The organism is Aeromonas sp. 600479 (genome assembly GCF_049175515.1).
Taxonomy (GTDB): domain Bacteria; phylum Pseudomonadota; class Gammaproteobacteria; order Enterobacterales; family Aeromonadaceae; genus Aeromonas; species Aeromonas veronii_A.
The window spans coordinates 81,387-101,044 of sequence record NZ_JAAKVF010000010.1 but is presented as its reverse complement, the minus strand read 5'-3'; the positions used below and the strand labels follow the sequence as shown (position 1 = coordinate 101,044).

Below are 19,658 nucleotides of genomic sequence, written 5' to 3'. Positions count from 1 at the left end.
AACCATTTGGAAATTAAATGATAAAATGAGTTTCAGTGGTTTTATAAATGGAGAAACCCATGCTGGATCCCCTGTTACTGCGCAGTTTTGTCGCCATTATCGACACCGGCAGCTTCACCCGGGCCGGTGAACGGGTCCATCTGACCCAATCCACCATCAGCCAGCAGATGCGCAGGCTCGAACAGCAGATCGGCTGCCCGCTGCTGGATCGCTCCGGTCGGCAGGTGGTGGCGACGGCCGAGGGGGAGCAGCTGCTGGGGCTGGCCCGCCGCATTCTGGCGCTGCTGGCACAGGCCGAGGAGCAGGTGAGCGAGGGGAGCATATCCCTCAGCCTCGGGGTGCCGGAGGATTTCGCCGCCGGTGCCATCACCCCGGTGCTGGCCGCCTTTGCCCGCGACTACCCCGAAGTGCGGCTGGAGGTGGAGAGCGGCCTGAGCCACCACATCTGGCAGCGCTTCGCGGCGGGGGAGCTGGATCTGGCGCTGGTCAAGCAGGTGCGCGGACAGGGCTCGCCGCTCGCCAGCTGGAGTGAGCCGCTGGTGTGGGTCGATAGCCGCGACTGGCCCGCCCGGGAACGGGATCCGCTGCCGCTGGTGGTGTTCCCGAGCGAAGGGCTCTATCGGCGCCAGATGACCGAGGCGCTCGATGGTCTGGGGCGGCGTTGGCGTATCGCCTATGTCAGCGCCAGCCTCGCCAGTTTGCAGGGGGCGGTGAGCGCGGGGATCGGGGTGAGCTTGCTGCCCAAACGGCTGATGCCCGCCGATCAGCTGGCGCTGACCCAGTGGCCCAAGGTGGCGCCGGTGGAGCTGGCGCTCCATGCCGGGGGAAGCGGGAGCGAGCCGCTCACCCGCTTGAGTGCGGCCCTAATCGCCCTCTGTGACGAGGTGATGGGGCCGCAGTGAGTGGCTATGTGGTGAAAAACTGAAGTCGGAAAGATAAAACGGGGGGATCAGTGATCCTTCCCCTCCGCCAGCTTGCGCTCGTAGTCATTTTTTACGATGGTCAGCGCCGCCAGCACCAGCTCGGGGGCCAGCTCATTGGTTTCCAGCAGTTCAATCAGATCCACCGCGAGTTTCACCTCGGGCGGGGCAGTTTCCAGTGACATGGGCAGGGTTCCGGTTGCGGGAAGAGGGGGGATTATACAGGGGCGCCGTCGTTGGCCGAAAGCGCCCGCTCTGTCGGGTTGTGAGGCACCAAGGTCAGAGGTGCTGGCGCATCTCCTTGTCGATCTCCTCGCGCAGGGCGATGAGCTTTTTGGCGTACTGCTGCAACTGCAGATCGCTCTCGCTCACCGGCTGCCACTGGGGCACCGGGGTCGGTTTGCCCTGCTCATCCATCGCCACAAAGATGATGATGCAGTGGGTGGTCTTGTGGCGCTCGGTGTCGGTGGGGTGGCGGCTGTAGACATCCACCGCCAGATGCATGCTGGTGGTGCCGGTGTGGATCACCTGAGCGTGCACCTCCACCAACTGGCCAATCTGGATGGGGCGCAAAAAGCGGATCCCCCCCACATAGACGGTCACCGCATAGCCGCCACACCAGCCAGCGGCGCAGGCATAGCCCGCCTGATCGATCCACTTCATCACCATGCCGCCATGCACCTTGCCGCCGAAGTTGACGTCAGAGGGTTCGGCCAAAAATTGCAGGGTCAGTTCACGGGGGGGGATCATGCTCTCTCCTTGGTTCGGGGTCATTGACGGTAGCTCTTGCGGTAGGCGTCAGCCTGTTGGCAGGGGGGCAGGTTGTTGAGGTCGGGCCGCTTGTTGCCCTCGCGCTGGCCGAAGCTGGCGAACTCCTGCTGGCACTTGTCGGCCTTGCCGCCCTCCTTGATGCAGGCGTCGATCCGCTGTTGCTTGCCCTGCTCGACCAGTTGCTGCTGAGCTTGCTGGCAGGCGGCATCCAGCTTGGCCTGCTGGGCTGAGCGATCCAGCTCGCTGGCGGCACTGGCAGTGCCGCACAACAGCAGAACCACGAAAGGGGTGATGATGCGCATCCTGATGCTCCTTGTTGACCTGTTTCAGGTATACCGCGAATGGCGGCAGGATGCACAGGGGACGGCGCAATAATGGGGCCCATTCACTCTTGGTTCATGACGCCAGCGCCAGCATGGGGCGAACAATAGCGAGGTGTCACGATGAAACAGATGCTGGAACAGTTGCTGGGGGCTGGCAAAGGCTGGCTCAACGAAGGCGGCGACAAGCGCAAGGGGCAGATGCAGGGAGCGCTGGCCGGTGGCGCGCTCGGTCTGCTGCTGGGCAATAAAAAAGTGCGCAAATATGGCGGCAAGGCCGCTGCCGTGGGCGGCGCGGCGGCCCTTGGCGGGCTGGCCTACAAGCTCTATCAGGATTGGCAGGCCCAGCAGGCGGCACCCGCCCAGCCCACCCATCCCATCAGCGGGCTGGAAGGCAATGCGCTGGATGCCCGCGCGGCGCTTTTGGTGCGCGCCATGGTGGCTGCGGCCCGGGCCGATGGCCATATCGACGGCGCCGAGCGCCAGAAAATTCAGGAGTACCTGACCGAACAGGGTCAGAGCGATGTCGCCCGCTGGATTGACGCCGAGCTGGCCCGTCCCCTCGACCCCCACGCGCTGGCGCGGGAAGTGACCGACATGGAGCTGGCCACCGAGGTCTATCTCGCCTCCCTGCTCGCCATCGAAGTGGATCACTTTATGGAGCGCGGTTATCTCGACGAGCTGGCACGCGCCCTCAAACTCGATGACAACCTCAAAGGGAGCATCGAGCGGCAGGTGGCCCAGCTTAACGCCCCCGCCTGATATCCCTCATCGCCATGGATTGCCGATAACGCCCCGCTCAAGGGGCGTTGTTGTTTAGGTTGCTCGTCAAAAGATGCGGATGAGCCTATTTGGATTGCGGGACACAGCCCCTAAGATGGCGCAGGACCATCACTTTTTTGCAAGGAGCAGTAGTGGGAAATGCGACACTCGTTTATTAACTGAACTCCACATCATGTTAATGTCAAAGAACAATATCAACGTTTGCACAAGGAGCGTGCGTAATGTCAACTTCCCCGGCCGAGCTGGCCAAATATTATAGTGTTGATGATTTAACCAGTGCAACAACGGGTGGAGGCAGGCTCAATAACCTGCTTTTATCAGTTCAAAAAGGCTTGCCACTATCTATTTGGAGTCAGCAATACCTTGAGTCTAAAGGACTTAATGCCTTGCTCGGTTTTCTTACCGGGTCGTTATCCAAAGAGGAGTTTTATAGACGTGCCTTATTAGAGCGAGAACAGCGTATCGCAATTGCTAAAAAGCGGCAGCTTGAACTTGAAGCCATTAAAATAGCCGAGCAGAAAGCTGCCGCCTTGAGGTATGAAATGCTCCAGGCTCAATATGAAGCTGCACGTATAAAACGTGAGAACGATCCAAAGTTTATTGCGAGGAGAAAAAACCAAGAGCTTCGTCGGAAGTTTGGAATTGAATCCTTTGTGGAAAAACATCATTTCAAGCAACTGATGCAGATTTTGCGTACGCTGGATGCCAAGTCACGACTTTCTGAACTTGATTCTATATGGCTAAAAGTTGAGGGGCGGGACTATCAGACAGATGAGATATGGCATGCTTATCATCGAATAGAAGCTGATTTTTATATTTCAGAGTACAAGAAAACCTGCGATCCATGGCAAGCAGTCAATGCCAGTGCGCATCTTCGAAAATGTGCAGCAGCAGCCTCGGCTGTTGAATTGCTCTCGGCTATTCCAGTTAAAGACCAAGAGCATGCGAAGCTCAAATCTGCGATTAGAACAACCCATGGTGGGGCGTTGCGTGACTTGGGAAAGCGTACAGATGCTCTGAAAATGGGGGCTGAGGCTCATGCATTGCAACCGAATAATTTCAGACCATGCACACTGTTAGGTGCGCTCAATATTGAGCTGGGGAATATTGAAGAAGGACATAATTGGTATCTCATGGCGGAGGCTCGTGGTGCTAAGCGGGATAGTATCGAATACGAATTGCGTTCTCTGCTTTTGCGTATGAGTGAAGATAAGCGTAATGCGACTATTGCAGAGCTATTGAGGGTTGCCCCTCGAGAATATGGCTGGTTACGCCGACCATTGAAGAGGTAATTACAGCTGCACTTGGGTTCCTGTGTCATGAGCAGAATTATTGGCGTCATCTTACGTGCCTTGGGCAATTTGGCGATTGATAAGCTCGGCAAGTTTGAATAGGGCCTGCTCCAGCTGTTCGCTCCAGGGATGGGAGCTGTTGAGGCGCAAGCAGTGGTTGTGTTGCCCCTGACTGGAAAAGAGGGCGCCGGGGGCTACTGAAAAACCACTGCCCAGAGCCTTGGCGTGCAGGGCGCGGCTGTCGAAATGGGCAGGCAGCGCCAGCCAGAGGAAGTAGCCGCCATCGGGGGAGGAGATCCGCACTTCGTCCGGCAACAGCCGTTGCATGGCCGCCCGCATCTGCTGCTGGCGCTGGGCCAGGGTGTGGCGCAGACGGCGAAAGTGGGCATCGACCCCGCCCTGGCGCAGCATCTCGGCCAGCGCCAGCTGGCTCGGTACATTGGTGGAGAGGGTGGACATCAGTTGCAGCCGCTGCACCCGCTCTGCATGGGGCCCCGCCACTACCCAGCCGACCCGAAAGCCCGGTGCCAGACACTTGGAAAAGGAGCTGCAGAGCAGGCTGTCACCGCGCTGATCCCAGTGCTTGATGGGTTTGGGGCGCTCGCGGCCGAAGTAGACCTCGGCATAGACGTCATCCTCCACCAGCGGCACCCCATGGCTGTTGAGCAGCGCCATCAGCTGCGCTTTGTGACCATCCGGCATGGTGTGGCCCAGCGGGTGCTGCACATTGCCCATCAGCCAGCACGCCTTGATCGGCATCTGGCTGAGGGCGTCTTCCAATAGCGCCAGATCGATGCCCACCCCCGGGATGACCGGGATCTCCACCGCCTTGAGTTTCAGCCGCTCGATGGCCTGCAGGGCGCCATAGAAGGTGGGGGACTCCACCACCACCCAGTCACCGGGCTCGGTCAGCACCTGCAGGCTGAGGGAGAGTGCCTCCATGGCGCCGGTGGTGATGATGATCTCCTGCGGATTGACCGCCACCCCGTCACTGGCGTAGCGCTGGGCGATGGCGCGGCGCAGTGCCTCGTTGCCGGGGGGCAGGTCGGCCAGCGTGCTGAAGGGATCGAGCTTGCGCATGCAGCTGGCCAGCGCCCGCCCGAGCTGGGGATGGGGGAACAGGGTCGGGTCGGCCACCGACATGCCAAGGGGCACCAGATCCCGTGATTTGCTCGCCTGCAACACCTCGAACACCAGATCGTTGATATCCACCGAGCCGCTGTAGTGGGTCTGGCTCGGCGTGTGCTGCACGACCTGTGGTGAGGCGGCCTTGACGTAGTAGCCGGACTGGGGGCGGGCGAGGATCCGCCCCTGACTTTCGAGCAGTTGATAGGCCTGCAATACCGTCATGGGGCTGAGCCCGTGGGTCTTGCAGCTCTGGCGAATGGAGGGGATGCGCTCCCCCGGTTGCCAGATACCATCGTCGATCTGGCTTTGCAGGCGGTCGGCCAACTGCTGGTAAAGGGACATGATCTGGATCAACTGTTATAGGTGTAATTCAATATAACTGCATCTGTTATAGGTGTCATGCTCCGTGATGTACTTGTCACGCACGAAACGTGCAAGGCAAATACAACAAAAGAGAGTGACGCATGATCAATCCGGATGACGTGGTCAGCCTGTCTCGCCTGCAATTTGGCGCCACGGCCCTGTTCCACTTCCTGTTTGTGCCCCTCACGCTGGGGCTGTCCTGGATCCTGGTGATCGCCGAGTCGGCTTATGTGATGACCGGCAAGGTGATCTATCAGGACATCACCCGCTTCTGGGGCAAACTGTTTGGCATCAACTTCGTCATGGGGGTCACCACGGGGATCACCATGGAGTTTCAGTTCGGCACCAACTGGGCTTACTACTCCCACTATGTGGGGGACATCTTCGGTACTCCGCTGGCCATCGAGGGGCTGATGGCCTTCTTCCTCGAATCGACCCTGGTGGGGCTCTTCTTCTTCGGCTGGGACAAGCTCTCTCGCGGCAAGCACCTGCTGGTGACCATGCTGGTGGCGCTCGGCTCCAACCTCTCCGCGCTCTGGATCCTGATCGGCAACGGCTGGATGCAAAACCCGGTGGGGGCCGAGTTCAACCTGCTGACCCAGCGGATGGAGCTGGTGGATATTGCCGCCGTGCTGTTCAACCCGGTGGCGCAGGTGAAGTTCGTTCACACCGTCGCGGCGGGCTATGTGGCCGCCTCCATGTTTGTGATGGGGGTGAGCAGTTGGTATCTGCTGCGCAAAACCGAGGTGCAGTTTGCCCTGCGCTCATTCGCTATTGCCTCCGGCTTTGGGCTGGCAGCCATTCTCTCGGTCATTGTGCTCGGGGATGAGTCTGGCTATCGCACCGGCGAGGTGCAGAAGGTGAAGCTTGCCGCCATCGAGGCGGAGTGGCACACCGAGCCGGCGCCCGCTTCCTTTACCCTGTTCGGCTTTCCGGATCAGCAGGGGGAGACCACCCACGCCGCCATCAAGATCCCTTATCTGATGGGGATCATCGCCACCCGCTCCCTCGATGAGGCGGTGACCGGCATCAAGGATCTCAAGGTGCAGCACGAGGCGCGCATTCGCAGCGGCATGGTGGCGGCCGAGGCTCTCGAGCTGATCCGGCAGGGTGATGACAGCCCGGCCAACCGCGCCCGCTTCGAGCAGCACGGCAAGGATCTCGGCTACGGCATGCTGCTGACCCCCTATGCCAGCAATATCGCCAAGGCCGGTGAGGTGGAGATTGCCAAAGCGGTCGATGACTCCATCCCGCCGGTGGCGCCGCTCTTCTGGGGCTTTCGGGTGATGGTGGGGCTTGGTGTCACCATGCTGGGGCTGATGGTGATGAGCTTTGTTCAGCTCTGCCGCAACCGGCTGCAAGACTCGCCACGGCTGCTCAAGACCCTGCTCTGGAGCATTCCGCTGCCCTGGATTGCCATCGAGGCGGGCTGGCTGGTGGCCGAGCTCGGCCGTCAACCCTGGACCATCAGCGATGTGCTGCCGGTGTCGGCCTCGGTCTCTTTGCTTCAGCCGGGCCAACTCTGGTTCAGCCTCATTGCTATCTGTTCCATCTACACCCTGTTGCTGGCTGTGGAGTTGTTCCTGCTGCGCCATGTGATCCGCAAGGGGCCCGCCATTCTCCATACCGGCCGCTACAGCGGTGAACAACCCGAACTTGCGAGGATCGCCTGATGGATTACGCAACCCTGAAACTCATCTGGTGGGCGCTGGTGCTCTTCATGATGGTCGGTTTTATCGTGATGGATGGCTTCGATCTCGGCATCGCCATGTTGCTGCCGGTGGTGTCGAGAGATGACGACGACCGCCGTCTGGTGATCAACAGCGTGGGACCGGTGTGGGAGGGCAATCAGGTGTGGCTGATTGCCGGTGCCGGTGCCCTGTTTGCCGCCTGGCCGCTGGTTTACGCCGCCGCCTTCTCGGGGCTTTACATCCCCATGGTGGTGCTGCTGCTCGGGCTATTTTTGCGTCCGGTCGGTTTTGACTATCGCAGCAAGCTGGCCGATCCGGTGTGGCGCCGCTGGTGGGACCGGGCGCTGGTAGCCGGTGGCCTGATACCGGCGCTCATCCTCGGTGCGGCTATCGGTCTGGTGATGGAGGGGCTGCCGTTTCGCTTCGACACGGCGCTGCGCCTGCACTATGGCGCCTTCGACTTCCACTGGGGCTGGCTGCTCTCGGTGCTGGCCACTGCCATCAGCCTGTTGCTGCTGCACGGCGCCGGTTTTCTGCAAGCCAAGGTGACTGGCACCCCAGCGCTGCGCGCACGGGGGATCGCCATCCTGCTGGCCCCGCTGGTGAGCCTCTGCTACCTGCTGGCTGGCTGGCATCTGGTGGATCTGCAAGGGTTTCAGCTGACCGGTGTCGGCACACAACCTTTTGACCCAAATGCTGCCATCAGCCCGCTGATGAAGGGGGTGATCCCCCACGCCGGTGGCTGGCTGCGCAACTATTTTGACTATCCGCTGCTGTGGCTGGTGCCGATCATCGGGGCGCTGGCGCCGCTGGTGAGCGGGATTGCCTCCTGGCTGGAGCGGGGCCGAATTGCGCTGCTGGCCAGCGCCATCGCCTGCGCCGCCATGCTCTGCTCGGTGGCCATCGCCCTGTTCCCCTTCGTGCTGCCCTCATCCCTCGATGCGGTCAGCAGCCTGACCCTGTGGGACAGCACCTCCAGCTACAAGACCCTGGCCATTATGTTCGGCCTCGTGCTGGTGCTGATGCCGGTCAACCTGGGCTACACCGGCTGGGTCTATCGGGTGGTGCGCGGCAAGCTCGACCGTGCCCGCATCAAGCGCGACAGCCATCAACTCTACTGACCTCAAAGGATCTGCTATGTGGTACTTCACCTGGATTTTGGGCCTCGGATTCGCCCTGCTGCTGGGCCTGTGCAACCTGCTCTGGCTGGAAGCGCGCTGGCAGGCCGATGAACGGGACGGCAACTGACGGCGGGGTTCGCGCCCCGCCACGGCCGGTGGTTGGCGTTCACCCGTCGCCATCGGCCCCTCTCTCCCCCTCTTTAAACGACACAAACGACACAAACGACACAAACGACACACTTTCAACCGACAACCAACCGACAGGTAATTGTGATGAAACAGAGATTGAAAGCGGTGGCGCTGGCCATCGGGTGCGCGCTCACCGTCGCCCCGGCCTGTGCCGAACCGGTACAACTGACGCCACTGGATAAAACCTTCACCCTGCAGGTGCTCGGCAGTGGTGGCCCCATCTCCGACGACCTGCGCGCCTCCTCCAGCGAGGTGATCTGGTGGAAGGGGAAATCCCGCATCCTGATCGATGCCGGTGGCGGCGTCTACCTGCGCTTCGGCCAGGCGGGGGCCAAGCTCGAAGAGGTCGATTTTATCGGCATCACCCACTTTCACACCGACCATGTGACCGACCTGCCCGCCCTGCTCAAGGGGGCCTACTTCTTCGAGCGCAGCGATCCGCTGGATCTGGCGGGGCCCGAGGCGGGTTCGGCCTTCCCTAGCATGAGCGGCTACTTTGATGCCCTCTTCAACAAGGACAAGGGCGCTTATGCCTACCTGAGCGGCTTCAAGGATGGCACCGATGGCCTCTTCCCTATCACTCTCCATGATGTGCCATACCAGAGCCCGCAGCCTCACACCGTCTATCAGCAGGATGGGCTGACCATCACCGCGCTCGGTATCCCTCACGGTGACGTGCCCTGTCTGGCCTATCGTATCGAGAGCGCCGAGGGGACCATCGTTATCTCGGCGGATCAGAACGGCAGCAACCCGGCCTTTGTGCCGTTTGCCAAGGGGGCCGACATTCTGGTGATGCCGCTCGCTATCCACGAAGGGGCCGACCCGGTCTCCGCCTCACTTCACGCCAAGCCATCTGTGGTGGCCAAGATTGCCGCCGAGGTGAACCCCAAGCTGCTGGTGCTCAACCACTGGATGGGGGTTGGCCTCAATCACAAGAAAGAGGCGATGGCCATCGTCAAACAGCAGTTCCACGGCCAGATCGTGGCCGCCCGCGATCTCTCCAGTTACCCCGTTTCATCAGTCAAGGAGTCCGCCCATGAGTAACTCAAGCAGCAACAAAACCAACAAACTGACCCTCTCCATCGCCATGACCAGCCTGATTGTCCTGACCCCGGGGCTGGCGCTGGCGGCCACCCCGAGCGATGCGCCTGTCAAGGCCGCCCCCAGCGAACAGCACGGCGGCAAGTGCGCGGCAGGCAAGTGCGGCACCGAGAAGCGCTTTGAAAAGCAAGCCCTCGACAGTGATCCGCAGGGGCGGCTGGTGCGCGCCCGCGATGGCAAGTGTGGCGTGGCGGGCGAGGGGATTGATGGCGACAAATCCAGCCAGGGCAGCAAGATGACGGAGGGGGTATGCGGCCAATAAGCTCCCGCAGTCGGGGGATCGGGCTGCGCCAGGAGCATCTGGATGCGCTCTGCTCCTGCCCCGTCCGCCCCGGCATCGACTTTCTCGAGCTGGCGCCGGAGAACTGGATGGCCATCGGCGGAGCCAAGCGGGCGCAGCTGCATCAGCTGGCCGAGCGTTACCCGCTGGTTGCCCACGGCCTCAGCCTCTCCCTCGGCGATTGCCAGCCCCTCAATCGCACCCTGCTCAGCCAGATCCGCACCTTTCTGGATGAGTTCGGCATCGAGATCTACAGCGAGCACCTGAGCTTTTCCCGCGACCAGCAGGGGTATCTTTACGAACTGCTACCGGTGCCGCGTCAGTGGGAGAACATCCCCTATCTGGCAGAGCGGATCGCGCAGGTGCAGGAGGCGCTGGCCCGCCCGCTGGTGCTGGAAAATATCTCCTACTACCACGGCTATGACCATGAGATGCCGGAGGAGGATTTTCTCGCCGAGCTGGTGGCGCGCATCGGCTGCGAGCTGCTGCTCGATATCAACAACGTCTTTGTGAACAGCCGCAACCACGGTTACTGCCCCAAGCGGATGATCGCCGGGCTGCCGAGCAATGCGATCCGTTACTTCCATATCGCCGGTCATCTGGAAGAGGCAGACGGCACTTTATTGGATACCCATGGCAAACCGGTGTGCGAGGAGGTGGTGGCGCTGGCCCGTTATACGGTGCAGACCCACGGCCTGCGCCCCCTGCTGCTGGAGCGGGATCACCATCTGCCACCGCTGGCAGAGCTGGAGGCCGAGCTGGCGAGGGTGCATGGCTCCTGTTGCGAGGCGATTGACAGTCAGGTGCGGGAGGTGCGCTATGGATAGACGGTTATCTCTGATCACTGCGCCCAAAACGGCGCCGCAGCGGATGCAGCAGCAGACCGCCTGGCTGGCGAGCCGGGTGCGGCTGCCGCAGGATGGCATTGCCTGCCACTATGCCCGCAGCGTGCGCGCCAATGTGGCGTCGGTGCTGGAGAGCGCTTTTCCGCTCACCCACGCTCACTGGGCGCCGGTGGACAGAGGGCTGCTGGTGGAGGGCTTTGTCATCGCACACGGCGCCGAAGCCCCCGAGTTTCACCATATCGCCACCGAGTTTGTCCGCTATGTACAGCATCGCCACGGCGAGGGTTCCCTCAACTGGCCAAGGCAGCGGCTGGCGCTGCTGGAGTACGAGTGGGCCTGCCTCTGTGTCGAGATTGATGAAGGGGTAGTGCCGCAAGTTATATCGGGGGTTGAGGTGACGGCGGAGAGTCCGCTTGTGCTCAATCCCACCCTGCAACTGCTGGAGCTCCCCTTTGCCATTCGTCGCAGCGGCGTGCTGCCGACCCGGCAGGGCAGCCACTTCTATGGCCTGTTTCGCAGCCCGGAGCATCAGGTGGTGACCCAGCGGTTGCGCGAATGGGATGTGGCGCTGATCCAGCTGCTGCAACAGCAGCCTGGGATCACCCAAGCCGCGTTCCAGCAAAAGGTGCAACAGGTTCGCAGTGATTTTGATCTGATCGAGTGGGCGCGCCATTTTCGCCGGCTGGGTCTGCTTACCCTGCCCGTTGGCGAGCGCCTGCCCGGCACCCCCTTGCCCCCATTTAGCAAACACCAAGGAGAATTCCCATGAACAACACCCTGATCCAGTGGTACGAGCGGGCGGTAGCCCAGTGCAAGCGGCTCGATTTTCTGGCCCTGCTGGCCATTCGTCTCTATCTCATTCCGGTCATCTATGTGGGGGCCCACTCCAAGGTGATGGGCTTTGCCGGCACGGTCGCCTGGTTTGGTGCGCCAGTCTCGGAAGGGGGGCTCAACCTGCCGTTCCCGACCCTGCTCGCCTTTCTGGCGGCGGGCACCGAGGTGCTGGGCTGCATCTGCATTGCCCTTGGCCTCTTTACCCGCATCATGGCCATTCCCACCATCTTCCTGATGAGCGTGGCGAGCGCCATGGTGCACTGGAAGCACGGTTGGGATGCCATCGCTACCGGCAGCATGGAGGCTACCTTGCGCCTCAACGGCTTTATCGAGTGGCTGGTCGCCAATTTCCCCGGTCGCTACAACTACATCACGGAGCTCGGGGATCCCGTGATGCTCAACAACGGGATGGAGTTTGCCGCCACCTACTTCGTGATGCTGTTGGTACTGCTGGTTTACGGCGGGGGCCGTTACGTCAGCCTCGACTACTGGCTCAAACGTGCCGTGACCGGCAAAGCAGGCGTGCAACAGGCGGCATAAGACCCGCCAACGGATAACAAAAACCATAACGACAGAGCGTGAAAAACAGCGAGCGGCCGGGTGCCGCTCGCTGTTTTTGTGCTTTTGGGGGGAGAGTGTCAGCTGCGTCAGCCGTTACTGGTAGCGGCCGACCGCGATGGGGGACTCCTGCTCAATCTGGCCAAGGCGCTCGGCCCACTGGGCGAGCCAGGCTTCCCGCTCTTCTTGCGAGACCCGCACCGGGGCATAACAGATATGGGGGCGCAGCACGTCGAAGCCGACAAATTGCAGGATCCCGCGCTGGATGGGGCGCAGCACCCCGTCGATATCGCCGTTGAAGCCGTCGGGCAGATAGGTCTCGGCAGGGCCGCCGGTGGTGAGGCTCAGCAACGCCCGCTTGCCGCGAAACTTGCCGCTCTCGTAGATATGGCCCTGACCGTAGACCCGCCCCATGGCAAAGACCCTATCCACCCATCCCTTGAGGATGGCGGGCAGGCCAAACCACCAGAGCGGGAACTGGAAGATCAGCAGGTCGGCCGCCTCCAGCTTTTGCATCTCCTGCTCCAGCGGCGGGGCAAAGCTGCCCTGCTCGGTGGCAGCCAGCTCTTCGAGTTGCAGCTTGAGAAAATCGGGATCGCTGGCGGCAGTGAAGTTGCGCCGATCCGAGACGGGATCAAAGCCCATGGCATAGAGATCGCTGGTCATCACTGTGTGGCCCGCCTGTTCCAGCGCCCTGATGGCGTGGCAGAAGAGGGCACCGTTGAAGCTTTTGGGTTCGGGATGGGCATAGACGATAAGCACCTTCATAACAGACTCCGTGGCAAATGATGCGAGGGTGACCGGCTTGGTTGCTGAAACAGTTGCCGGGTTGAGGCTGTGTCACAGCATAGAAGCCTGCCGCGCCGATTGCAGCAGGCGCCACGCCCTTGCGTGACGCCTGCTGGCGCAACTTATGCCTGACAGGCGGCGAGCCGGAGGGCTTCGCGGCGCTCGCTGACATGGGTCAGCCCGTAGGCCAGCAGCACGATAAGGGCGCCGATCCAGGGGGTATGCATCAGGCCGAGGTGCTCTACCACCAAGCCACCGACCACGGAGCCGAGCGCAATGCCGACGTTGAAGGCGGCAATATTGAGGCCCGATGCCACATCCACCGCCTTGGGGGTGTGCAGCTCGGCCTGCTTCACCACCAGTACCTGCAGACCCGGCACGTTGCCGAAGGCAAAGGCGCCCCACACCAGCACGGTGAGCACGGCCAGCACCGGATGGGGTGCGGTGAAGGTGAGGGCCAGCAGCACCAGCGCCAGACCGGCAAACAGCAGTTTCAGTGCGGGCAATGGGCCCATCTTGTCGGCCAGCTTGCCACCCCAGATATTGCCGACGGCAACCGATACCCCGTAGACCAGCAGGATCAGGCTCACCGCACCGGCGCTAAAGCCGCTCACCTGCTGCAGGATGGGGGCGAGGAAGGTAAACGCAGTGAAGGCGCCACCATAACCGAGGGCGGTCTTGGCGTAGACCAACAGCAGTGGCTTCTTGGTCAGTACCGAGAGCTGTTCGCGGATGGTTGAGGCTGCCCCCTTGGGCAGGTTGCCCGGGATAAGCAGCAGGCTACCCACCATGGCGACCAGACCCAGCAGGCTCACCACCAGAAAGGTTTCACGCCAGCCAAAGACCTGACCAATCCAGGTACCGAGCGGTACGCCGGTTACCAGCGCCACGGTGAGGCCGCTGAACATGATGGCGATGGCGCTCGCCGCCTTCTCTTTGGCCACAAGACCCGTGGCGATGGTGCTGCCCACCGAGAAGAAGACCCCGTGCGCCAATCCGGTGAGGATGCGGGCCACGATCAGGCTCTCGTAACCCGGGGCCTGCCAGGCCAGCAGGTTGCCGGCGGTAAAGAGTGCCATCAGCCCCACCAGCAGCCACTTGCGCGGCACCTTGCCGGTGAGCGCCGTGAGCACAGGAGCGCCGATGGCTACGCCAAGGGCATAGAGGCTGACCAACAGGCCCGCCGAGGGAAGCGAGACATTGAGCTGCTGGGCTATGGTGGGGATAAGCCCCACAATCACAAATTCGGTAGTGCCGATCGCAAAGGCACTTAAGGTAAGGGCAAATAACGCCAGTGGCATAACAACTCCTTGGTTAGGGACTCCCGACGGGAGAATGGCGCCAGTATGCCGATGGGTTTTGTTGGCAAAAATGATGACAACATCAAATTACTTTTGCCAAATCAGCAGCAATGATAAGGCGTATCAGGCGGCAGGAACGGTTGAGAAAAGGACACCGGTAATCCGGGATAGAGGAAGTAACGACTAATAGGCTGATTTGGGTCATAAAGCCGTTTTTTAATCACCCATGAATATCAGTAATGAAAAACAATGCAAAATGATAATAATTTCCATTATAATGCGCATTTTATCGTATAATAAATCACTTAAAATGAATATAAATAATCTAAAAGTCCGAACGCCTTACATATTGAGTGCACTGATACTTCCTGCACATGTTGCAATTGCCGAGAATATTGCTGATGAAACCATGGTGGTAACAGCAACCGCCGGAAAGGAAAAAAATCTTCTTGAAGCCCCTGCAACCATGACCTTGATCGATGGTCAGGAGCAGAGTAAATATCAAATGACGGGGGATGTCGGTGATCTTTTGGTCGATGCTCCGGGCGTCAATATATCAACCCAGGCTAATGGTTCCCGTAGCATTCGCATTCGTGGCCTGAGCAATGATTACACGCAAGTGTTGTTGAATGGTCGCCGTTCTTATACCAAAGAAGCGCTTTGGCGTGGCAGTGACAGTGCATTAAGCCTTACCCCTACAGTAGCCGTTGATAGAGTCGAAGTTATTCGTGGCCCGATGTCTACCCTTTACGGTGCCGATACCATGGGGGGCGTTGTGAATGTGATAACGCGCAAACACAATGGTGCTGCTGAAGGGGCAATGAGTGTTGAAGGGCAATACAACCAGGGTGATCGAGGTGGTAATGGCCAGGTTTATGGATTGTATTACTCCATGCCTGTCAACGATGCATTGAGTTATACCGTATATGGCAACTATCTGGATATCGCCGAGTCATTTTATGCTGACTACCCTGATGCGACCAAGCGTCGCGGGCAAGAAAACTACAACTTGGTAAATACCTTCGATCTTGCTATTAATGACCAGCATTCATTAGCGCTTGATATTCAGCTATCCAATGAAGAGCAGTTGGGTACTGCGATGTTCAACAATCGGTATTATGAACAGCAACGCCGTCTGCAAAGCTACACGCTAGGATATGGCTACCAATCCTCACGACTGAACGTTGATGCCAATCTCTATTACAGTGACTTTGATGTCCAGTATGATCTCCTCACATCAAATAGTACTGAGCATAATTATGGTGGTGATGCCAAAGCCATATTATCGTTCAATCAATATGACATTACGTTTGGCACTGAAACCCGCAATGCCAAAGTAGACAATATTAGTTTTAAGGGGGGCTCCGCAGACAGAAAGAGTTCTGCAGCTTACGTTGAATTCAATCATGCATTGACTGACGCAACTACCTTGACCCTGGGTGGGCGATATGATCATGATTCATTGTTTGGCAGCGAGTTTACCTACCGTGGCTATCTCACCCAAGGGGTAGCTGAGAACTGGAGTATGAAAGCTGGTGTGGGGACGGCATTTAAAGCACCCAGCCTGGCTCAAATATCCCCATATTATTCAGCTCCTGGCTGTGGCGGTCGCTGTAATATTTATGGTAACTCGGCCCTGAAAGCAGAAACTGGCACATTCAGTGAATTGGGGATGTATTATACCAATGGTACTACGTTAGCCAGCGCAACAGTATTCTATAATCAGGTTGATGACATTATTCAACAAGCAAAGAAAAAAAATGGTGACTACACCTTCGTCAATATAGACAAGGCCACTCTGAAAGGCTTGGAACTGTCTGCTACGCATCAATGGGAATATATTGGTCTGGATGCTTCATATACATATCTTGATGCAAAAGATGATTATTCCGGAGACAGACTGGTTGGTACGTCAGAGCATGAAGCTTCGCTCAAGGCGACATGGTATGCTAACTATGCATTAAATATTTTCACTCGGTTGCATTATCGTAGTGAAGTGCGTGGCGAGCTTGGCAATAATGATGTGTCTGATCCATATACCACCCTGGATCTTGGCATGAGTTACGACCTTGCCAATGGAGTGGCACTGAAGATGGGGGTTAACAACCTGATGAATAAAGATGTGTCCAGCCCGGATACGTACACTGAGGTCATTCAGGGAAGAACTTATTATACCGGCATTAATTATGAATTCTAAAACCATGAAAAGGTCTGTTTTTGATAGTATTGAGCGATGGGGAAATCGACTTCCCCATCCGGTGTTCTTGTTCATTTGGCTATCTTTGATAGTCATGGTCGTCTCTTTTATTGCTGCCAAAGCACAACTCTCTTACACCCTGCCTGGCGAGAACACTCAGTACGTTCATAATATGCTGTCATTGGCCGGTATTCGAGAATGGCTTGGTGGCAGTGTTAAAGAGTTTATTAACTTCCCTCCTTTGGGCATAGTCATTATAGCGACGATAGGTATCGGGCTTGCTGACTCTTCCGGATTGATTAGCTACTCGGTGCAACGGTTAGTAAATAAAACTGGAAAATGGCAACTGACCATCAGCATTATGGCTCTGGGGATAGTTTCGAATGTGGTTGGCGCAGTTGGTTATATTGTTTTGATACCTCTGGCGTGCCGTGCCTATCAGGCTGCGGGTCGCTCACCCTTGGTCGGACTTGCAACGGCTTTTGCCGGTGTCGCGGGAGGGACGCATGCAACTATATTCATTACAACCTATGATGTGGTGATTGCTGGTATCACTACATCGGCAGCCCAGCTCATCGATCCTGAATACAGTGTTAGCCCATTGGCGAATTACTTTTTTATGAGTGCCAGTGTCCTTCTATTAGTCGCAGTGGGGTCTTTTATTTCTATCATGGTAGTAGAAAAACGGCAGCATCGGCTAATTGATAATGATGCTACCGATAGTCATCTAATTAGCCATGATATTCCCTGCAATAAGAAAAATGACAGGGCCATGCTGGCTTCTGGTAGCGTATTTATTTCTGCGATCATCTTCTTTGTTTTATCGGCGGCAGTGCCGGGGAATTGGCTGGCACCCAATGAAGGGCAGCAACTCGCTCGCAGCGAAATCATTAGTGGTCTACCAATAGTTATTTCTATTACTTTTGGCTTGAGTGGTTTAACTTACGGTTATCTATCTGGTAGTTTTCGGGGTGAGCAAGATCTCATCAAGGCATGCCAAAAGAGTTTAAGTCAGCTAGGATTATTTTTGCTGATTATTTTTGTGGCATCCCAGCTGATATATATATTCAAGTTAAGCCAACTTTCAGGCGTGTTGGCCATGTCGATGAGCAACATGGTTGCAGATCTGTCATTGCATCCTGCATTCATTTTGCTACTGGTTGTTATTCTCTGTGCGTTCCTCAATCTCTTTATGGGTTCACCTGTTGTCCAGTGGAGCCTTATGGCGCCAGTGCTTATACCATCACTGTTCTATGTAGATATACCTTTGGAGGTGACCCAAGCTGCATTCAGAATCGGTGACTCGGTAACCAATATCATTAGTCCACTGTTTGGCTACTTGGGGCTTATATTGGCGACGGCGCAAGACTATGACAAAAATGCCAAGTTAGGCACATTAATGTCATTAATGTTGCCGTTTAGCATGGCGTTCTTGTTTGCATGGACGGCCCTCTTGCTGTTCTGGGTATATGTATTGCAGTGGCCCATGGGGATGTAGCAGGAGATTGTCATGCCCCTCATTCCAATGAGGGGCTCTTTTCAACCTGATTTCTGACGGGCAAAGGCAATAATGTGCCCAGAACTCCTGCTTCATAACAATGCCAACGGATTATCAATCCGGTTGCTTTGTGATATCTGTTGCCGAGGATGGCAATCTTTCCCAAGGGGTCAGTTTAAGCTGCCTGGAGCGTAGCCTGAAGAGACTCGCCATGATGATGCCTGTTAATCCGGCAAACAGGGCTGTCTGGCGTAGGGCAAATAGTGGGTCTATCTCTAAGGGTTGCCAGCTGAAAAACCACAACAGAATGCTCCAGATCAGGCCAAGGCCGATGCCAAATACCAGAAAGTTGGTTAGCCAGCCCTCGTACTGAGGCGGTTTGACAGACCAACCCAGTTGGCGCAACAACCAGAACAAGGGGGGATTGTAGTTGGCATGCCATACCCCCTTGTTAGCCAGCTCCTGATGGGCGGCGGCCAGCCGTTCTTCAAATGTCATGTTATTCATCCTTGTGAAATTAAAGGTGCCATACGGTGCTTTTTAGGCTGCATTGTACTGACAAATCGCGAGCATGATGTGGGCTCGTGGTCACGTTCTTTCTCTGTAGAAAAAAAGAACTGGCCTCACCGCACGCTTGCCAATCCACAGCAGCTACGCCTATAAAGACTCATTACTCTTGTCCGGATAACAGTAATGAAGACCCATTCTGATGAACTGACCCTGTTTGTGGCGGTGGTGGAGGCGGGCAGTTTTCGCCAAGCGGCGGAGAACCTCGGCATGGATAACTCGGTGGTGAGCCGTGGCATCAAGCGGCTGGAGGAGAAGCTCTCCACCGTGTTGCTCAATCGCACCACCCGCCGTGTCAGCCTGACCGAGGAGGGGAGCTGGTTCTATCAGCGGGCGGTGAAGATCCTGACCGAGATGAGCGAGGCGGAGGGGCATCTGCTGATGCGCCGGGAACAACCCGAAGGGGTGTTGAGAGTCGATGCCGCTACCCCCTTTATTCTGCACCGGCTGGTGCCGATCATCGGCGAGTTTCGCCGCCGCTACCCTGCCATCGAGCTACAGCTGCACAGCTCGGAGGGCTTTATCAATCTGATGGAGCGGCGGGTGGACATGGCCATCCGCATCGGCGAGCTGACCGACTCCTCCCTGCGCGCGCTGCCGCTGGGCCGTTCGCGGTTGCGGCTGCTGGCCTCTCCTGCTTACTTGAGCGAGCGCGGCACCCCACGCCAACCGGCGGATCTGTTGAGCGGTCACGAGCTGCTCGGTTTTTTGCATCCCGATCACCTCAACCACTGGCCGCTGCTCAGTGCCGAGCAGGGGGATCGCTTTGCCATCACCCCCACTCTGCGTGCCAGCAGCGGCGAAACCTTGCGTCAGCTGGCGCTGGCGGGGCAGGGGATCGTCTGTCTGTCGGATTTCATGACCGGGCCGGATCGGGAGAGCTGCGCGCTGGTGGAGGTGCTGGCCCGCAGTAACAGCGGCGCCTCGCGCCCCATCAATGCGGTCTTCTACTCCGATGCCCAGAGGGATATCCGGCTGCGGGTTTGGCTCGATTTTCTCAAGGAGCAGCTGGGCAGCCATACCCTGTAGTTCAGGTTGGTTTGTGCGGTTTGTTTGAACGGTTCGTCGCTGCGGTTTGCTTAACGAAAAACAAGCCGCGCCTTCGTTGCG

Annotated in this window: 21 protein-coding genes; 14 read left to right on the top strand and 7 right to left on the bottom strand. The window is 58.1% G+C overall.

From position 1 onward, the window contains the following. Positions 1–59: 59 nt before the first annotated feature. Positions 60–902, top strand: a complete 843-nt coding sequence (locus tag G5149_RS12235) for a LysR family transcriptional regulator (RefSeq protein WP_421212513.1) — start codon at positions 60–62, stop codon at positions 900–902. A gap of 47 nt (positions 903–949) precedes the next feature. Here the strand turns inward: G5149_RS12235 and rsmS are convergent, their stop codons facing one another. From rsmS to G5149_RS12220, 3 genes are all read right to left on the bottom strand, one after another. Then, on the bottom strand, positions 950–1,105 hold the full coding sequence (gene rsmS / locus G5149_RS12230) for a pleiotropic regulatory protein RsmS (RefSeq protein WP_076493688.1): 156 nt from the start codon (positions 1,103–1,105) through the stop codon (positions 950–952). Between the two features lie 94 nt (positions 1,106–1,199). Continuing rightward, positions 1,200–1,670 carry an acyl-CoA thioesterase gene (locus G5149_RS12225; RefSeq protein ID WP_337072759.1) on the bottom strand — a complete coding sequence of 157 codons (471 nt, stop codon included), beginning with the start codon at positions 1,668–1,670 and terminating at the stop codon, positions 1,200–1,202. Positions 1,671–1,690: 20 nt separating this feature from the next. Further along, positions 1,691–1,993 carry a hypothetical protein gene (locus tag G5149_RS12220; protein ID WP_088869296.1) on the bottom strand — a complete coding sequence of 101 codons (303 nt, stop codon included), beginning with the start codon at positions 1,991–1,993 and terminating at the stop codon, positions 1,691–1,693. Positions 1,994–2,134: 141 nt separating this feature from the next. On the opposite strand from G5149_RS12220, the gene G5149_RS12215 reads away from it, so the two are divergent. Together G5149_RS12215 and G5149_RS12210 are read left to right on the top strand one after the other, a co-directional pair. Beyond that, positions 2,135–2,773, top strand: a complete 639-nt coding sequence (locus tag G5149_RS12215) for a tellurite resistance TerB family protein (RefSeq protein ID WP_042656069.1) — start codon at positions 2,135–2,137, stop codon at positions 2,771–2,773. Between the two features lie 242 nt (positions 2,774–3,015). Next, the gene (locus G5149_RS12210; protein WP_263717544.1) at positions 3,016–4,086 is read left to right on the top strand and encodes a hypothetical protein; all 1,071 of its coding nucleotides are present in this window, start codon (positions 3,016–3,018) and stop codon (positions 4,084–4,086) included. A 51-nt stretch (positions 4,087–4,137) separates the two neighbouring features. Here G5149_RS12210 and G5149_RS12205 read toward each other — a convergent pair whose 3' ends face one another. Beyond that, a complete protein-coding gene (locus G5149_RS12205; RefSeq protein ID WP_421212512.1) occupies positions 4,138–5,556 on the bottom strand; it encodes a PLP-dependent aminotransferase family protein in 1,419 nt (472 codons plus the stop codon). Positions 5,557–5,678: 122 nt separating this feature from the next. On the opposite strand from G5149_RS12205, the gene G5149_RS12200 reads away from it, so the two are divergent. From G5149_RS12200 to G5149_RS12165, 8 genes are all read left to right on the top strand, one after another. Next, a complete protein-coding gene (locus G5149_RS12200; RefSeq protein WP_421212511.1) occupies positions 5,679–7,250 on the top strand; it encodes a cytochrome ubiquinol oxidase subunit I in 1,572 nt (523 codons plus the stop codon). Then, positions 7,250–8,389, top strand: a complete 1,140-nt coding sequence (gene cydB / locus G5149_RS12195; RefSeq protein ID WP_421212510.1) for a cytochrome d ubiquinol oxidase subunit II — start codon at positions 7,250–7,252, stop codon at positions 8,387–8,389. Before G5149_RS12200 ends, cydB begins: the two co-directional genes overlap by 1 nt. Before the next feature lie 16 nt (positions 8,390–8,405). After that, positions 8,406–8,516: a cytochrome bd-I oxidase subunit CydX gene (gene cydX, locus G5149_RS12190; RefSeq protein ID WP_005337572.1), complete on the top strand. Its 111-nt coding sequence runs from the start codon at positions 8,406–8,408 to the stop codon at positions 8,514–8,516. Between the two features lie 146 nt (positions 8,517–8,662). Further along, the gene (locus tag G5149_RS12185; protein ID WP_042081514.1) at positions 8,663–9,622 is read left to right on the top strand and encodes an MBL fold metallo-hydrolase; all 960 of its coding nucleotides are present in this window, start codon (positions 8,663–8,665) and stop codon (positions 9,620–9,622) included. Then, on the top strand, positions 9,615–9,941 hold the full coding sequence (locus G5149_RS12180) for a hypothetical protein (RefSeq protein ID WP_216978461.1): 327 nt from the start codon (positions 9,615–9,617) through the stop codon (positions 9,939–9,941). The genes G5149_RS12185 and G5149_RS12180 overlap by 8 nt, the downstream gene beginning before the upstream one ends. Further along, positions 9,929–10,786 (top strand): DUF692 domain-containing protein, encoded by an 858-nt coding sequence (locus tag G5149_RS12175; RefSeq protein WP_421212509.1) that lies wholly within the window; start codon positions 9,929–9,931, stop codon positions 10,784–10,786. The genes G5149_RS12180 and G5149_RS12175 overlap by 13 nt, the downstream gene beginning before the upstream one ends. Next, positions 10,779–11,573, top strand: coding sequence for a putative DNA-binding domain-containing protein (locus G5149_RS12170; protein WP_421212508.1), 795 nt, complete (start codon positions 10,779–10,781; stop codon positions 11,571–11,573). The genes G5149_RS12175 and G5149_RS12170 overlap by 8 nt, the downstream gene beginning before the upstream one ends. Beyond that, entirely contained in the window at positions 11,570–12,178 is a 609-nt protein-coding gene (locus tag G5149_RS12165; protein WP_421212507.1) for a DoxX family protein, read from the top strand. Before G5149_RS12170 ends, G5149_RS12165 begins: the two co-directional genes overlap by 4 nt. Positions 12,179–12,292: 114 nt before the next feature. Here G5149_RS12165 and G5149_RS12160 read toward each other — a convergent pair whose 3' ends face one another. Continuing rightward, positions 12,293–12,964: an NAD(P)H-dependent oxidoreductase gene (locus G5149_RS12160; RefSeq protein ID WP_216978464.1), complete on the bottom strand. Its 672-nt coding sequence runs from the start codon at positions 12,962–12,964 to the stop codon at positions 12,293–12,295. Between the two features lie 143 nt (positions 12,965–13,107). Beyond that, positions 13,108–14,286, bottom strand: a complete 1,179-nt coding sequence (locus G5149_RS12155; protein ID WP_216978465.1) for an MFS transporter — start codon at positions 14,284–14,286, stop codon at positions 13,108–13,110. 226 nt (positions 14,287–14,512) lie between these two features. On the opposite strand from G5149_RS12155, the gene G5149_RS12150 reads away from it, so the two are divergent. Continuing rightward, entirely contained in the window at positions 14,513–16,483 is a 1,971-nt protein-coding gene (locus G5149_RS12150; protein WP_421212506.1) for a TonB-dependent receptor domain-containing protein, read from the top strand. Further along, positions 16,473–17,981 carry an AbgT family transporter gene (locus G5149_RS12145; RefSeq protein ID WP_421212505.1) on the top strand — a complete coding sequence of 503 codons (1,509 nt, stop codon included), beginning with the start codon at positions 16,473–16,475 and terminating at the stop codon, positions 17,979–17,981. Before G5149_RS12150 ends, G5149_RS12145 begins: the two co-directional genes overlap by 11 nt. Positions 17,982–18,095: 114 nt before the next feature. Here G5149_RS12145 and G5149_RS12140 read toward each other — a convergent pair whose 3' ends face one another. After that, complete coding sequence (locus tag G5149_RS12140; RefSeq protein WP_216978466.1) at positions 18,096–18,479, bottom strand: DUF6404 family protein; 384 nt, start codon at positions 18,477–18,479, stop codon at positions 18,096–18,098. 195 nt (positions 18,480–18,674) lie between these two features. On the opposite strand from G5149_RS12140, the gene G5149_RS12135 reads away from it, so the two are divergent. Beyond that, entirely contained in the window at positions 18,675–19,577 is a 903-nt protein-coding gene (locus G5149_RS12135; RefSeq protein WP_216978467.1) for a LysR substrate-binding domain-containing protein, read from the top strand. The last annotated feature ends 81 nt before the right edge of the window (positions 19,578–19,658 follow it).

Coding starts and splice junctions, on each gene's coding strand:
- rsmS (WP_076493688.1), bottom strand. CDS start 1,105: ATGTCACTGGAAACTGCCCCGCCCGAGGTGAAACTCGCGGTGGATCTG.
- G5149_RS12165 (WP_421212507.1), top strand. CDS start 11,570: ATGAACAACACCCTGATCCAGTGGTACGAGCGGGCGGTAGCCCAGTGC.
- G5149_RS12205 (WP_421212512.1), bottom strand. CDS start 5,556: ATGTCCCTTTACCAGCAGTTGGCCGACCGCCTGCAAAGCCAGATCGAC.
- G5149_RS12215 (WP_042656069.1), top strand. CDS start 2,135: ATGAAACAGATGCTGGAACAGTTGCTGGGGGCTGGCAAAGGCTGGCTC.
- G5149_RS12200 (WP_421212511.1), top strand. CDS start 5,679: ATGATCAATCCGGATGACGTGGTCAGCCTGTCTCGCCTGCAATTTGGC.
- cydB (WP_421212510.1), top strand. CDS start 7,250: ATGGATTACGCAACCCTGAAACTCATCTGGTGGGCGCTGGTGCTCTTC.
- cydX (WP_005337572.1), top strand. CDS start 8,406: ATGTGGTACTTCACCTGGATTTTGGGCCTCGGATTCGCCCTGCTGCTG.
- G5149_RS12180 (WP_216978461.1), top strand. CDS start 9,615: ATGAGTAACTCAAGCAGCAACAAAACCAACAAACTGACCCTCTCCATC.
- G5149_RS12225 (WP_337072759.1), bottom strand. CDS start 1,670: ATGATCCCCCCCCGTGAACTGACCCTGCAATTTTTGGCCGAACCCTCT.
- G5149_RS12150 (WP_421212506.1), top strand. CDS start 14,513: ATGAATATCAGTAATGAAAAACAATGCAAAATGATAATAATTTCCATT.
- G5149_RS12220 (WP_088869296.1), bottom strand. CDS start 1,993: ATGCGCATCATCACCCCTTTCGTGGTTCTGCTGTTGTGCGGCACTGCC.
- G5149_RS12185 (WP_042081514.1), top strand. CDS start 8,663: ATGAAACAGAGATTGAAAGCGGTGGCGCTGGCCATCGGGTGCGCGCTC.
- G5149_RS12145 (WP_421212505.1), top strand. CDS start 16,473: ATGAATTCTAAAACCATGAAAAGGTCTGTTTTTGATAGTATTGAGCGA.
- G5149_RS12140 (WP_216978466.1), bottom strand. CDS start 18,479: ATGACATTTGAAGAACGGCTGGCCGCCGCCCATCAGGAGCTGGCTAAC.
- G5149_RS12175 (WP_421212509.1), top strand. CDS start 9,929: ATGCGGCCAATAAGCTCCCGCAGTCGGGGGATCGGGCTGCGCCAGGAG.
- G5149_RS12235 (WP_421212513.1), top strand. CDS start 60: ATGCTGGATCCCCTGTTACTGCGCAGTTTTGTCGCCATTATCGACACC.
- G5149_RS12155 (WP_216978465.1), bottom strand. CDS start 14,286: ATGCCACTGGCGTTATTTGCCCTTACCTTAAGTGCCTTTGCGATCGGC.
- G5149_RS12210 (WP_263717544.1), top strand. CDS start 3,016: ATGTCAACTTCCCCGGCCGAGCTGGCCAAATATTATAGTGTTGATGAT.
- G5149_RS12135 (WP_216978467.1), top strand. CDS start 18,675: ATGAAGACCCATTCTGATGAACTGACCCTGTTTGTGGCGGTGGTGGAG.
- G5149_RS12170 (WP_421212508.1), top strand. CDS start 10,779: ATGGATAGACGGTTATCTCTGATCACTGCGCCCAAAACGGCGCCGCAG.
- G5149_RS12160 (WP_216978464.1), bottom strand. CDS start 12,964: ATGAAGGTGCTTATCGTCTATGCCCATCCCGAACCCAAAAGCTTCAAC.